The following is a 12,996-nucleotide window of genomic DNA, read 5'->3' as shown; positions in this document are numbered from 1 at the left end:
GTGTCCTCGGGGAGGCAATCGGGCAGGAGCGTACGACGGCGGGCGGCGGCTTGGGTGCCTTCTGTGAACCGGGCGCCTACGGCCGGCCGGTGTCCAGGACCGAGGCAAGGTCGAAGCTGACCGGTTCCTCCAGCTGTTCGTAGGTGCAGGATGCGGGGTCCCGGTCCGGCCGCCAGCGGTTGAACTGGGCAGTGTGGCGGAAACGCTCACCTTCCATATGGTCGTACCGGACCTCCACCACCAGTTCGGGCCGGAGCGGCACAAAGGACAGGTCCTTGCCGGCGCTCCACCGGCTGCCTTCGGCGTTGCGTGGGGTCCGTTCGCCTTCCCCCTGCTTGGCCCACGCCCACGGATGCCCGTCAAAGTCGGTGACCAGTTGCTGCAGTTCGGCAAAAAGCTCCTGGCGGCGCTTCATGGGGAAGGCACCGATCACGCCCACGCTGGCCAGACCGCCGTCGCCCTTGTACAGGCCCAGCAGCAAAGAGCCGATCGCGTCCGGTCCGCTCTTGTGCACGCGGTAGCCGGCCACCACACAATCAGCTGTGCGTTCGTGTTTGATCTTGAACATCACGCGCTTATCCGGCTGGTAGCTGCCGTCCAGCGGCTTAGCCACAATCCCGTCCAGGCCCGCGCCTTCGAACTGCTGGAACCACTGTTCAGCGACAGTCTTGTCCTGGGTCGCCGCCGTGACGTGGACGGGAGCCTTGCTGCCCGCAAGCGCCTTTTCCAGCGCTGCCCGACGCTCTGCGAAGGGCCGGCCGGTGTAGTCGTCGCCGCCGAGAGCCAGCAGGTCAAAGGCCACGAACTTGGCCGGGGTCCGTTCGGCGAGAAGTTTCACGCGGCTGGCGGCGGGATGGATGCGCTGCTGCAGGGCGTCAAAATCCAGCCGGTCACCGGTTACACCCACCAGGACAATCTCGCCGTCCAGCACACAACGGGGCGGCAGGTTCTCCTTCAGGGCCTCCACAAGTTCAGGAAAATACCGGGTCATGGGCTTTTCGTTGCGGCTGCCGATCTCCAGCTCATCCCCGTCGCGGAAAATGATGGACCGGAACCCGTCCCACTTGGGCTCATAGCTCAAGGGCCCGTCCGGTATCCCGCTGACGGCTTTGGCGAGCATGGGCGGGACCGGAGGCATCACGGGAAGTTGCATAGTGCCCATTGTTGCCCGGGAGACCCGCCGGCGGTAGGCCTGAACTGGCACAATGTCCATCTGAAGGCCCCGGCGGGGTTTGGCGCGTGGAGTCCTCCGAATCCATTGATGCTGGCGGAAACGAATCGATCGCGGAGAACTAACCGGCTCCTAACGTCGAGGAAACGCGGGCGCAACATTGCCCCGCCACACTGGAAGTGCCGGCAAGCGCAGGCACCAGCTCCAGCCAGGAGGCCACCATGTTGAAGGAAGCCAAAGCCCATGTAACAAGAGTCCGTACCCTGGACCAGCTCCACCGCGGCGATGAAATCGAAGCCCGCCTCTCTGTAGGCCCCAGCTACGACGACGTGGTGGTCCGCCGAGGCAGCGTCCAAGAGACCGCCCCGGGCATCGGCGTTGTCTGGATCATGGACCACCACACCGGCATGCGGAAAGCAATCAATACGGACGAATGCAGCGTCTGGCGCATCGCTTGACCGGGCGCCGCCATTCCACACACCATCAGCACCACGACGCCGGGCGTAGTCAGTTCGGACTGCCCGCCGTTTTGGAGCCGCCTGGCTTAACCTCCGGCCACCGACTGAATGACCAGGACCTCCTGCCCGGGCGACACCTCGGTTTCCAGGCCCTCGAGCCGGCGCACCTCGTCGCCGGCAACGTAAATATTCACGTACCGGCGAAGCGCTCCCGTTTCGTCCCGCAGCCTTCTGGCCAGCACCGGGTAACCCCCGGTCACGGTATCCAGCAGGCTTCCCACCGTCACCGTCCCGTCGGCGGGCGCAGTCAGGATGGACTGCCCGCCGGCCAGCGGCTGGAGAATGCTGGGTAGTACCACGCTGATGTCAGGCACCGCGGGCCGCCGCGGTGTCCGGAACTGCCAGTCCAGCCCCGGCAACCACGGCTGCGCGGACGCACAGGACGTCGGGGAGATGGCTGATAACTTCAGCAAACGTCTCCCCTTCATCCGCGCTGGCGTACACCGTCCCGCCCCGGGTTCCAAAGTAGACGCCAGCCGGCTCGGATGAATCCACGCCCGCGGCGTCACGGAGCACACTGTTGTACTCGCGCTCGGGCAGGCCCTTATGCAGGCGCTTCCAGGTGACCCCGGCGTCGTCCGTCCGGTGCACGGCAAGCTTTCCATCCGGCGGGATCCGCTCGCCGTCGGCCTTCAGCGGCACAACCCATGCGGTGCCCTCCCGCCGGGGGTGCGTCAGCATCACAAACCCGAAGTCGGCGGGTAGGCCGTCGGCGATGGAGTCCCAGTGTTCGCCGTTGTCATCCGTGCGGTAGACACCGTGATGGTTCTGCGCGTACAGCCGTCCCTCCACCGCAGCATCTGCCGCGATCTTGTGGACGCACTGGCCGAACTCAGGATTGGGGTCCGGCATGAAGTAGGCCGAAATACCCTTGTTGCGGGGCTCCCAGGACTCACCGCCGTCGAGCGAGCGGTACACACCGCCGGTGCTCATGGCGACGTGGACGTTGTCCCCGGCCGGATTCACCACGATGGAGTGCGCGGCGGCACCGCCATAGCCCGCCCCCCAGTCGCTGCGATGAGAGTGGTCCCAGAGCCCCCGGTTGAGCTCGAAATGCTCGCCGCCGTCGGTGGATTTCCAGACCGAGATCGGTTCGGCACCTGCCCATACCACCCCTGGCCGCGACTCTGCGTCCGGGTAGATCTGCCAGATGCGCTCCACTGCCGCGCCGGCGTCCTCGGGAAACGTGATGGCACCCTGTTCAGGTTCGGTCCAGGTGGTGCCAAGATCGTCGGAGTGGGCCACGGTGGGTCCCCAGTGCTCGGACCTGACGCCCACCATGATCCGGGTTCGGCCGGCCCGCGTGTCGATCCCGATGCTGGGGATTTCGCTCATCAGGAAATGCGGGCCGGAGAAGGACCATTGCTTCCGGTCCTGGCTGGTGGCCAGCCAGAGGCCTTTTTTGGTCCCGATCGCTAAGACAAAGTTCTCTGCGGTTGCCATGCACCCCATGCAACCACCCCGGCCGGAGGGCCGCAACGCTTTTCTGCGCTATGTGGACCGGTCCGGTGGTGGTGATCGGGGCTGTCCGTGCCGACGGCGGCCCCCTGTCAGTCGACGAACTCGGACTGCGTCTCGATGAAATCCCAGTCGGCTTCAGTGAGGATTGCCACCGGGGTACCCGGGTGCGGGCCCCCGGCTTCGGCAATGCCCTGCAGCACCGGTAACGGCAGTTCCGCCGCACGGAGGTTTTCCCGCAGCCATTCCTTGGTTTGCAGATTCAGATCCAGCCACCACATGTAGATTTCCATGCCGGTCACGCACCTTTCGTATGCTTCAACGTTAGGCGCCGCCCTGTCCACGTTCAAGGGTGGCAACACTCCAGTAGCGGGCTCCCGTTTGCGCGTACATGCAGGTAACGCCGCAGGTCAATGGGACAAAAAGACGAGTACACGGTACCCGCGACTGCCGCTTGGGGCCGCCCTAGCCTGAAATGACAAGCAAGCTGACCTTGCTGCTGCGGCGCTTGGAGTCACCGCTACCCGCTCATCATGATCCGCTCAAACAATCTGGGGAGTTAACAATGAAAAGCACTTTTGCAACACTGGGGGTCTTGGGGCTGGGGCTAGGGCTGATCAGTCTGTCAGCACCAGCCATGGCTGCCGCTGAAAAGGTCATCGTCTGCCACGACGGCGCACAAACAGGAACAGGCTGGAGCGCTCTCCAATTTAGCGTGAACGGCCTGAACGGCCACGACGGGCATCCCGCCGACATCATTCCGCCGAACTCGTCCATACCAGGGGGGCTGAACTGGACCAACGCCGGAAAGATAACCTATATCGCTAACTGTGCCCCGCTGCCTCCCGGTGAGGAACCTCCGGTCTATCCGCCGGTGGACCCACCCGCCGTCGTGGTCGTTCCTCCGGCCGTGGTGGTGGACCCACCCGCCGTTGTTGTGGACCCACCCGCCGTTGTTGTGGACCCACCCGCCGTTGTTGTGGACCCACCCGCCCTGGTTGAACCTCCTGTGGTGGCGTCGGCGGTTGTTGTCCAGACGCCGGTCACCACACTGACGCCCGCAGCGCAGGCTCCCGCCGCGCCCGCGACCGTACAGGCCCCGGCCGCCGGGGCGACGGTTGTCAGCCAGGGCACCAATCAGGGCTTCAACGCGCAGACAGCAGTGGGCGGAACTGAGGATGCTCCCACCTGGCTCGCGGGCCTGGGCGTGATGCTCGGCGCCGGTGCACTGGTGGCCGTACGCCGCAGGTCCCTGGAGCCAAAGGCAGACTAGGCCGCAGCTCGGACTGGGCCGAGCTGACAGGCAGGGCGCCCCGCTAACTTAGGGCGGGGCACTCTTCCTGTACGCACATTTTCCAGCAGCCTAAGGAGCATCGTGGCAAAGCTGACCGGACGGCACGAAGTACCGAAACGGCTTCGGGGCTGGAACCGCGGAGACATCGCCATCCTGGCCTGCGGCGTCCTGGGCTTCCTCTCCTTCACGTTCGGTGGCCCGCTGCTGGACCAGCAGGGGGCCGCAACGCCGGGGACAAGCCCTGCAGCATACTCTTCCGGAACGTCGTCGATCCAACTGCCGTTGCCCCTGGCCGCACCGGATCTTCCGGCCGCACCGGCTGCATCCGTGCCAGCTGCAGTGGCGCCCGTGGCCAACGGGCCGGTCCTCCCGAAGGCTTCGGCCCCGCAGCGGATTGTCTATCCGAAAGCTGCGATGGACACGGCCGTGCATCCGCTGGCACCGGACAGCACCGCCATCGAGAGCCAGACAATCGTGCCGCCGACCACCATGGACGGGTATTGGCTGACACCGTTCGGGACTCCCGGCAACGGGTCGGGCAACACCACATACATCATCGGGCACAGCTGGGAGGGCCGGGATGCCCCGTTCAACCACCTCAGCTCCGCTGCCGTCGTTGGCGACACGTTCGAGGTCGTCACCGCTACCGGCACTATCCCCTACCGCGTGGACAGCGTCACCACCTACCTCAAGGACAGCCTTAAGGACAGCCCCATCTGGGACATGGTCCCCAGCCGCGTGGTCCTGATCAGCTGTTACACGGAAGACCCGTGGGGGAAAAACGTTGTGGTCACGGCATCGCCCGCTGCCAGCTGACACGTTCAAATTGTCGCGTCCGCTCGCCGACGCCCTGTTCAAGTGGCTCCCGGCGGCACAGAATGGCCTTATGAATCCAGAACGTTTCAGCGGCCCGCCTCCACTCTTGGTCGGCCTGTTGCCCGATCAGCATCCGGAGGTGCTGAAGACCGCAACATCCCTCGCAGCCAGACTGTCGGCGCCGTTGCTGTGCGCCTATGTTGACGAGGCCAGCTACCTTGTGGAATGGGATCCAACCAGATCCGCGCACCGGCTGTCGCTCCACCCGGACAAGGACGACGACGATATCCGCACGATCACCTCCGGTCTCAGGTCGGTGGTGGAGCAAGCCGTGGCCGACGCCACCGCGTCGGGCGCCCCCGTGGAATGGACACTGCGGACCCTCGCCGGGGATCCGGGCCGCGCACTCGCCCGGCTCGCCGCTGAAAGCAACTCCCCCATGATCATCGTTGGAACGTCGGAGCGGGGGCTGACCCACCGCATCTCCGAACTGCTCAACGGATCAGTGGGACTCTGGCTGACGCATCATCAAAGCCGGCCTGTACTGGTGGTTCCCTACCGGATGCCGGCGCATCAGGACGATGCCTAAGCCGGGAGCCTGAACCGGCACCTGCAGCCGCTGTCCGTCCCCTCCGGGGAGGACTTCGGGGGACCGAAATAATAAAGTGAAAGTAGTTATTCGAGGTGGTAGCGGACGGCAATACTGGCACGTAAGCTAGTTCAAGCAGAGGGATCCGGCCGCAGCGGCTGGTCAATCTGCCCAAATGCTGCTCCGGAGTGCGTATCCCCCAATAACGCACTCCGGAGCTTTTTTGTGCCTCATACGGCCACGCCAACCCGCACCCGCGTCGCACGCCTCCGACCATGATACCCCCAGGGGGTACTTGCAATATACCCCCACCGGGTATAAGTTGGCAGCATGGAACCTTCCCAGGAAACCTTGAGCCCACCCTCCGGAACTGACCCGGCGCCTCCGCATGGCTACACCGCGAACAAAGACGCCTACCTTCGCCGGCTCAAGCGAATCGAGGGCCAGGTCCGCGGCATCGCCCGGATGGTGGATGAGGACAAGTACTGCATCGACATCCTGACCCAGGTCTCCGCGGTCACCAAGGCCCTGCACGCCGTGAGCCTGGGACTCGTGGAAGAGCACATCGGCCACTGCGTCGTGGGCGCCGCCGGGGAACCCGATCCTGCCCTTCGCGCTGAAGCCATCGACATCAAAGTCAAGGAAGCGGCAGAGGCCATCGGCCGCCTCCTGCGCTGAGCACCGCCCACTGACAACAGAACGCCCATCAACGGCCGGCCACCGCCGGTCCCCGTCAAAAGGATCCCGCAAATGAGCACCACCTCCACCACCGTCAACGTGTCCGGCATGACCTGCGGCCACTGCGTTTCGTCCGTCAGCGAGGAACTTGAATCGCTCGCCGGGGTTGAAACGGTCGACGTCGAACTCAACGCCGGCGGCATTTCCACCGTCACTATCACCTCAAGCCAGCAGCTGTCGCCGTCCGAGATCGGCGAAGCGGTTGCCGAAGCCGGCTACCTGGTTGTTGCCAACAACGCGTAACGCTGACCGATCGGGGGATCCATCATGAGCACAGACCATCTCGATCACTACCCACAAAGCCGGGTGGTTGAACTGGACATTGAGGGCATGACCTGCGCCTCCTGCGTGAACCGCGTGGAAAAGAAGCTGGGCAAACTCGACGGCGTCGAGGCCTCCGTCAACTTCCCGCTGGAATCCGCCCACGTCACCGTCCCGGCCGGCATCACGGACCAGCAAATAGTGGACACGGTCAACGCCACGGGCTACAAGGCCACGGTCCGGCCCGCTCGCTATCCACGCCAAAGTGCCAGCCCCGGCACCGACGCCGATCACGACCAGAGTCAGCACGGCGGTTCGGAAGCCGGGCACAGCGCCGGCTCCGGGGACTTGCGGCAGCATGCGTCCAAGGTGGGCCCACGGCGGCAGGGTTCCTTGGCCGAGCTTACGAAGCCAGGGGGCCGCCGGGGAGGCACGAGCGAGCACGCGGAGCATGGCGCCGAAAGCGGCGCGCAAGGTGAGCACATGTCGCACGGTCCCGCCGCCGCCAAGCTGAGGCCAAGGCTGATCCTCGCCGCGATTCTTACGCTGCCAGTCCTCGCGATTTCGATGGTTCCGGCACTGCAGTTTCCCAACTGGGGCTGGGTAGCAGGGGCCCTAGCGCTTCCGGTGGTCAGCTGGGCGGCCTGGCCCTTCCACCGTGCTGCAGCCGTCAATGCGCGCCACCTGGCCTCCACCATGGACACGCTTGTCTCGATTGGCGTCGCCGCCGCGTACCTGTTCAGCGTGTGGCAGCTCGCCGCGGATCCCGCCATGACCGCCCACCCGGCCATGGATGGGATGGAGTCCGCCGGCCTCTACTTCGAAGTGGCCGCCGTGGTCACCACCTTCCTGCTCCTTGGCAGGTTCCTCGAAGCCAATGCCAAGCAGAAGGCCGGCGACGCCCTCAAGGCGTTGCTGAACCTCGGCGCCAAGGACGCCACCATCCTTCACGAGGGCTCCGAACATAAAGTCCCCGCCGATCAGCTACGTGTGGGCGACGTCGTGGTGGTGCGCCCCGGCGAAAAAATCGCCACGGACGGAGAGGTGATCGACGGCATGTCAGCTGTTGATGCGTCCCTGCTAACCGGCGAATCCGTCCCGGTGGAGGTGGAGCCAGGCAGCAAAGTCACGGGCGCCACCATCAACACTTCCGGCCGGCTGCTCGTCCGGGCCACCCGCGTGGGCTCCGAAACCACGCTGGCGCAGATGGCCCGGTTGGTCTCGCAGGCACAAACCGGCAAGGCTCCCATTGCGCGCCTCGCCGACCGGATCAGCGCCGTCTTTGTCCCCATCGTCCTTGCCCTCGCGGTGCTCACCTTTGCGCTGTGGCTCGCGTTCAGCGGACCGGTGATTGAACCTGCCGAGCTCAGGGCAGCTTTTACCGCCGCAGTCACTGTGTTGGTCATCGCTTGCCCGTGCGCGCTGGGGCTGGCCACTCCCGTGGGGCTGCTCACCGGAACCGGCCGGGGCGCCCAGTTGGGCATCCTGATCAAGGGCCCGCAGGTCCTGGAAGACACCCGCACGGTGGACACCATCCTGCTCGACAAGACCGGCACCGTCACCACCGGAAAACTCGCCGTGGCCAATACCCTCGCCTTTGACGGCCACCAGGGCAGGGACGTGCTGCGGCTCGCCGGCGCCGTCGAAGCGGCATCCGAGCACCCCATCGCACACGCCATCGCGGCCGCGGCCCTCGAGGCGCAAACCGGGCACGACGACGGCGGGCGGCTCCCCGCCGTCGAACACTTCCGTTCTGCACCCGGCGGCGGAGTGGTGGGAACCGTGGAAGGGCGCGTGATCTTGGCGGGCCGCACGGGCTGGCTCACGGAGAACGGCGTCCGCACCTCCGGCGCGCAGATGGAGGCGCTGGCCACCGCAGAAGCCACCGGCGCCACGGCCATCTGGGTGGCAGTGGACGGCACCCCGGCCGGAATCATCAGTCTCCGGGACACCGTGAAACCGGGATCCGCGGAAGCGGTGGCAAAGCTGAAGAAGCTCGGACTGCGCCCCATTCTGCTGACCGGGGACAACGCCGCGGTGGCCGCACAGGTCGCTGCCGCCGTCGGGATTTCCCCTGACGATGTTTATGCCGGCGTCCTGCCTGCCGGCAAGGTCGAAGCAGTCCAACGGCTTCAGGCGGGCGGGGCCATCGTGGCGATGGCCGGCGACGGCGTGAATGACGCCGCCGCGCTGGCGCAGGCGGACCTGGGCATCGCCATGGGATCCGGTACCGATGTGGCCATCGAGGCGGCGGACCTCACCGTCATGGGCAATGACCTGGGACAGGTGGCACAGGCCATCGAATTGTCCCGGCGGACGCTGGCCATCATCAAGACCAACCTGTTCTGGGCGTTCTTCTATAACGCCATCGGCATTCCTGTGGCCGCCCTGGGCCTGTTGAACCCGATGCTCGCCGGTGCAGCGATGGCGGCGAGTTCCGTCCTGGTGGTGGCCAACTCGCTCCGGCTGCGCAGCTTCGGCAGGTAGGTCCTTAGCTGATATGTCCTCAGACGGTGCCGAAGCGCACGGCCGCACGGGCCCTCGCTTTGGCGGCCTCCTCGTCCCGGTGCTTGGCAGGCGCGTGGGTGACCAGCGAATCCAGCAGGTGTTGGGTGATGTGGGCGATCTCGTGCACCGCCGCTTCGAAGGCGTCTTCGTTGGCCTTGGACGGCTTGGTGCTGCCACTGACCTTGCGCACATACTGCAGCGCGGCGGCATTCACCTCCTCAGAGGTGGCGTGCGGTTCGTAGTTGTGGAGGGTTCGTATATTCCGGCACATGTGCCCATGCTAGGCTCTGGAACGCCTCGGATCGACCCCCCGCCCTGCGGTGCTCGAGCCTGTCAGATTGGACAGGCTCAACCACCGAGATGTTGTCCGGCATGGGCAGCGGTGCCCATCGACAGTATTTTGGAGCCGGGATAGGTTCTAGGCAATGGATCTTCCGGATCAGCCGGAGGCCACTGGGGATGCCGATCTGGATCGGATCCAGGACAACGAGGAGAAACTGATGGCTATTTGGGGCGCAGATGTAGAACAGCTCAGGACTCTTGGCAGCAAGCTGCAGGCCGGTGCCGGCGAGATCGAGCAGCAGCGGTCCAACCTCTCCCGCGTGCTGGACAGCACCAACTGGGAAGGCCCGGACGCCACCCACTTCCGTGGGGAATGGTCAGGCACGCACACCGCGGCGCTGAACCAGGTCATCCAGGCGCTGAAGGATGCCGGCCAGAAGGCCACCAAGAACGCCAACGAGCAGGACCAGGCTTCACGCTAACCGCAGAAGCGCTGACCCGGGGCCCGGACACTGCACAGTGTCCGGGCCCCGCGGCATTTAACAACCGGGCAGCCGGCACTCAGGGCACAGGTTCGACGTCGTTCGCGTGGTCCAGCGGGGCGGGCGTCCCGGCAAGAGCTGCGGCCGTTCCGGAGCGCAGCTCGTCCAGCCGGACCAGAACCACCCCGCCCACAATGAGGGCGCCGCCCAGGAGTTGGATGGCACCGGGCAGCTCACCCAGGAGCAGCCAGGCCCAGACCACCGCGAACAGCACCTCGGTCAGCGAAACGAAGGACGCGACTTTGGAGCCAAGGGCGCGGGCAGCCACAATGCCGGAAACGTACGCCAGGACTGTTGCCATGATGATCAGGCCACCCAGGGAGACCCACCACGGCGTGATCCAGGGGCCCAGCTTGGTATCCGCGGTGCTGAATGCCATGGGAAGCAGTCCTGTTGCAGCCGCCAGCCACATAACGGCCGCCCCCGCCAGCAGCCCGGCGGACGCCAGGACGATGGGCGGCAGGGAATCATTTTCCTTGGCCGTGATGAAGAAGTAAATGGCAAGGCATACGGCAGCGGCCATCCCCCACAGGACCCCGACGATGTCGATCTTGACCGTTCCGGTGAGGTCCAGCACCAGGATCAGGCCGCCGAGCGAGAGCACTGTTCCGCCTAAGGTCAACGCCCGTGGGCGCTTCTTGCTCGCCCCCCACAGCCATAGCACGATGAGGACGGGCGCCAGGTATTCAAGCAACAGCGCTACGCCCACGGAGAGGCGGGCTACTGCATTGAAGTAGAACAGCTGGCACGCGGCCACACCGATCAGGCCGAAAAGACTGATGGTGACCCAGTTGTCGCGCAGCTGGTACCACCGTCCGCGCAAGGCCAGAATCGCGGGAATTACGAGAATCAGCGCAGCACCGGTCAGGCGGGCTGTCACGGCAGCGCCCGGGGACCAGCCGGTTTCCAGGAGCGCCTTGGCAAAGGAGCCGGAGAGCCCGAAGACGGCAGAAGAGAACAATGCGATTCCAAGACCGGAGCCAAGGAATCCGCCCGCGGCTGCGGGGTTAGGGGCGGCAGTCACCGACGCCTCCTGTCAGGAGTAAAGTGGGGTAATGGTCCTGACATTACGCCCGCTCACAGTAAGGAGTCAAGATGGTCTTTGCACCTGACACCGAAATAGCCCTGCGCACGGTGGTCAACCTAATCAACACGGCCGCCAACGGACGCGAATTACTCGCCACCGTGGCGGAGCTGGACGGCTTCCTTCGCTCCGAAGGGTTCAGTGGATCCCGCGCCGGCGATGCGGCGGAGCTGTCGAGTGTCCACGAACTGCGCGGGCGGCTTGCCGCCCTCTGGACTGCAGACGAAGACTCTGCTGTGGCGGGCGTCAACCGCCTGTTGCGCGAGGCCAACGCACTCCCCCAGCTGATGAAGCACGATGAGTGGGACTGGCATCTGCACGCCACCGCCAGGGACGCACCGCTGGCAGAGCGAATGGGCACCGAAGCTGCCATGGCCCTGGCGGACGTCATCCGGAGCAAGGAAATGGACCGCATGCTGGTGTGCGAGGCCGAGGACTGCGATGCCGCGGTCCTGGACCTCAGCCGCAACCGGTCGAAACGGTATTGCGACACCGGGAACTGTGCCAACCGAGCGCACGTGGCAGCGTACCGGGCGCGGCAGGCGACGGTCCACTAGCTAGCAGCGGGACCTGGGCAGGGCCGGCGCGCGGCAAGCCGGGGCGCGGGAAGCCAGCCTAAAGGAAGCCGCCTACGGGACGCCGGTGCACTAGGAGTGGCTGGAGCCGGGGCTGTCAGCGTCCGGAGTCTCAGGGGCGCCGCCGGCCTGGCTTGAGCCGTGTCCCCCGAATCCGTGCAACGGCTTCCGCGCTGAACTCAGGTTGACGCCCGATCCCTTGCCCAGTTGCTCGGAGTTCTCTTTGTGGCTCATGGCCAGCATGGCCGCGATCACCAACGTAACGATGAAGGCAATGCCGGCGCCCGTGAAGGCGAGGTCGAACCGGGGGGTCTTCGAACTGCCGCCGGAGGCGAAGATCAGCACCGCGACGAAAGCGAGGACGGCCCAGAACGCAGAGAACATCAGCGGCCCCTTCACCGAGGTCCGCAGATTGCGCGGTTTTCCTGGTTTCTGGTCTGCCAAGGTAGTTCCTCTCCTACAGCCATGCCGAAGGGCTTGCTGGTTCGAATGTGTGCGGGGGTTGTTCCGGACGCGTTTTCTACGCCGGGTAGAACCTTTCGCTTCTAGTTTACGGCTTCCCGGAGGCGGGCCGGGAATCGTGCCTTAGCGTCAGCCCGGACAGGACCCAGAGCACACCGGAGATGATGGCTCCGCCGCCGGCGACGCCAAGCAGGGCATGGGCTCCGAGACTGATGAAGAAAGGCAGGATCGCCGCGGTACCAAGCCCGACGATGCCCGAGGCCAGCCAGTCACGGGCCAGTATGTGCCGGCCGCGATATCGGAGGCCGCAGTACAGCTCCACCGCTCCCGCCAGGCCAAGTCCCGCCGAGGCGACAACGCCGAAGACGCGGTCCCCAGGCAGCAGCGCCAAGGCAACACCTGCGCCTGCCAGGGACGCCCCGGCGGCGGAGAGGATTTTGCCGGGCATGCCGTCACGCGCGTAGCCGGTCTTCGGGATGGCCCATAGGACCAGCAGTCCCGTGACCAGCAGATAGAGCCCGCCTGCCCAGCCCATGACCTGGACCGACGGGCCGGCCCAGAAAATGGTCACCGCGCCGAACACTAGCGCGGCCAGAGCCCGGAGCAACACCGGTTTCCACAGGTCAGCCTGCGGTGCGGCGCCGGGCGCGATGTCTGCGGGGGTCACTGGTTGGCTCACCGGTCCAGTTTAGTGGCCG

At 65.6% G+C, this 12,996-nt stretch carries 17 protein-coding genes; 9 read left to right on the top strand and 8 right to left on the bottom strand.

Annotation, left to right across the window (positions count from 1 at the left end):
- Positions 1 to 76 precede the first annotated feature (76 nt).
- Complete coding sequence (locus tag DAD99_RS09195) at positions 77 to 1,153, bottom strand: ATP-dependent DNA ligase (protein ID WP_193341273.1); 1,077 nt, start codon at positions 1,151 to 1,153, stop codon at positions 77 to 79.
- Positions 1,154 to 1,392: 239 nt separating this feature from the next.
- Between DAD99_RS09195 and DAD99_RS09190 the strand changes: the two genes are divergently transcribed.
- Positions 1,393 to 1,629 (top strand): hypothetical protein, encoded by a 237-nt coding sequence (locus DAD99_RS09190; RefSeq protein ID WP_193341272.1) that lies wholly within the window; start codon positions 1,393 to 1,395, stop codon positions 1,627 to 1,629.
- A gap of 86 nt (positions 1,630 to 1,715) precedes the next feature.
- On the opposite strand, the gene DAD99_RS09185 is transcribed toward DAD99_RS09190, so the two are convergent.
- The 3 genes from DAD99_RS09185 to DAD99_RS09175 all read right to left on the bottom strand — a co-directional run bounded on the left by DAD99_RS09185 (position 1,716) and on the right by DAD99_RS09175 (position 3,440).
- Positions 1,716 to 2,003 (bottom strand): MoaD/ThiS family protein, encoded by a 288-nt coding sequence (locus tag DAD99_RS09185; RefSeq protein WP_193341271.1) that lies wholly within the window; start codon positions 2,001 to 2,003, stop codon positions 1,716 to 1,718.
- Positions 1,996 to 3,141, bottom strand: a complete 1,146-nt coding sequence (locus tag DAD99_RS09180; RefSeq protein ID WP_193341270.1) for an exo-alpha-sialidase — start codon at positions 3,139 to 3,141, stop codon at positions 1,996 to 1,998. Before DAD99_RS09180 ends, DAD99_RS09185 begins: the two co-directional genes overlap by 8 nt.
- 98 nt (positions 3,142 to 3,239) lie before the next feature.
- Complete coding sequence (locus DAD99_RS09175; RefSeq protein WP_193341269.1) at positions 3,240 to 3,440, bottom strand: hypothetical protein; 201 nt, start codon at positions 3,438 to 3,440, stop codon at positions 3,240 to 3,242.
- Positions 3,441 to 3,712: 272 nt separating this feature from the next.
- On the opposite strand from DAD99_RS09175, the gene DAD99_RS09170 reads away from it, so the two are divergent.
- The 6 genes from DAD99_RS09170 (at position 3,713) to DAD99_RS09145 (ending at position 9,332) form a co-directional block, all read left to right on the top strand.
- A complete protein-coding gene (locus DAD99_RS09170; protein WP_227007840.1) occupies positions 3,713 to 4,420 on the top strand; it encodes a hypothetical protein in 708 nt (235 codons plus the stop codon).
- Positions 4,421 to 4,522: 102 nt separating this feature from the next.
- Complete coding sequence (locus DAD99_RS09165; RefSeq protein ID WP_193341268.1) at positions 4,523 to 5,257, top strand: class F sortase; 735 nt, start codon at positions 4,523 to 4,525, stop codon at positions 5,255 to 5,257.
- A gap of 70 nt (positions 5,258 to 5,327) precedes the next feature.
- Positions 5,328 to 5,846, top strand: coding sequence for a universal stress protein (locus tag DAD99_RS09160; protein WP_193341267.1), 519 nt, complete (start codon positions 5,328 to 5,330; stop codon positions 5,844 to 5,846).
- A gap of 330 nt (positions 5,847 to 6,176) precedes the next feature.
- A complete protein-coding gene (locus DAD99_RS09155; RefSeq protein ID WP_185261997.1) occupies positions 6,177 to 6,524 on the top strand; it encodes a metal-sensitive transcriptional regulator in 348 nt (115 codons plus the stop codon).
- Positions 6,525 to 6,596: 72 nt separating this feature from the next.
- The gene (locus tag DAD99_RS09150) at positions 6,597 to 6,827 is read left to right on the top strand and encodes a heavy-metal-associated domain-containing protein (RefSeq protein ID WP_185261998.1); all 231 of its coding nucleotides are present in this window, start codon (positions 6,597 to 6,599) and stop codon (positions 6,825 to 6,827) included.
- A 24-nt stretch (positions 6,828 to 6,851) separates the two neighbouring features.
- Complete coding sequence (locus DAD99_RS09145; protein WP_193341266.1) at positions 6,852 to 9,332, top strand: cation-translocating P-type ATPase; 2,481 nt, start codon at positions 6,852 to 6,854, stop codon at positions 9,330 to 9,332.
- Between the two features lie 19 nt (positions 9,333 to 9,351).
- Here the strand turns inward: DAD99_RS09145 and DAD99_RS09140 are convergent, their stop codons facing one another.
- A complete protein-coding gene (locus tag DAD99_RS09140) occupies positions 9,352 to 9,624 on the bottom strand; it encodes a DUF2277 domain-containing protein (protein ID WP_193341265.1) in 273 nt (90 codons plus the stop codon).
- Positions 9,625 to 9,778: 154 nt separating this feature from the next.
- On the opposite strand from DAD99_RS09140, the gene DAD99_RS09135 reads away from it, so the two are divergent.
- Entirely contained in the window at positions 9,779 to 10,117 is a 339-nt protein-coding gene (locus DAD99_RS09135; RefSeq protein ID WP_375372194.1) for a WXG100 family type VII secretion target, read from the top strand.
- A gap of 79 nt (positions 10,118 to 10,196) precedes the next feature.
- Here DAD99_RS09135 and DAD99_RS09130 read toward each other — a convergent pair whose 3' ends face one another.
- Entirely contained in the window at positions 10,197 to 11,201 is a 1,005-nt protein-coding gene (locus DAD99_RS09130) for a DMT family transporter (RefSeq protein WP_193341264.1), read from the bottom strand.
- Positions 11,202 to 11,272: 71 nt separating this feature from the next.
- On the opposite strand from DAD99_RS09130, the gene DAD99_RS09125 reads away from it, so the two are divergent.
- Positions 11,273 to 11,818: a CGNR zinc finger domain-containing protein gene (locus tag DAD99_RS09125; RefSeq protein WP_193341263.1), complete on the top strand. Its 546-nt coding sequence runs from the start codon at positions 11,273 to 11,275 to the stop codon at positions 11,816 to 11,818.
- Positions 11,819 to 11,908: 90 nt separating this feature from the next.
- On the opposite strand, the gene DAD99_RS09120 is transcribed toward DAD99_RS09125, so the two are convergent.
- Both DAD99_RS09120 and DAD99_RS09115 read right to left on the bottom strand, forming a co-directional pair.
- Entirely contained in the window at positions 11,909 to 12,280 is a 372-nt protein-coding gene (locus DAD99_RS09120) for a hypothetical protein (protein ID WP_193341262.1), read from the bottom strand.
- Positions 12,281 to 12,386: 106 nt separating this feature from the next.
- Complete coding sequence (locus DAD99_RS09115) at positions 12,387 to 12,977, bottom strand: hypothetical protein (protein ID WP_193341261.1); 591 nt, start codon at positions 12,975 to 12,977, stop codon at positions 12,387 to 12,389.
- Positions 12,978 to 12,996: the final 19 nt, after the last annotated feature.

The organism is Pseudarthrobacter sp. AB1 (assembly GCF_014926485.1).
Classification (GTDB): domain Bacteria; phylum Actinomycetota; class Actinomycetes; order Actinomycetales; family Micrococcaceae; genus Arthrobacter.
The sequence above is the reverse complement of the archived record's forward strand: the minus strand, read 5'-3'. Positions and strand labels throughout refer to the sequence as shown.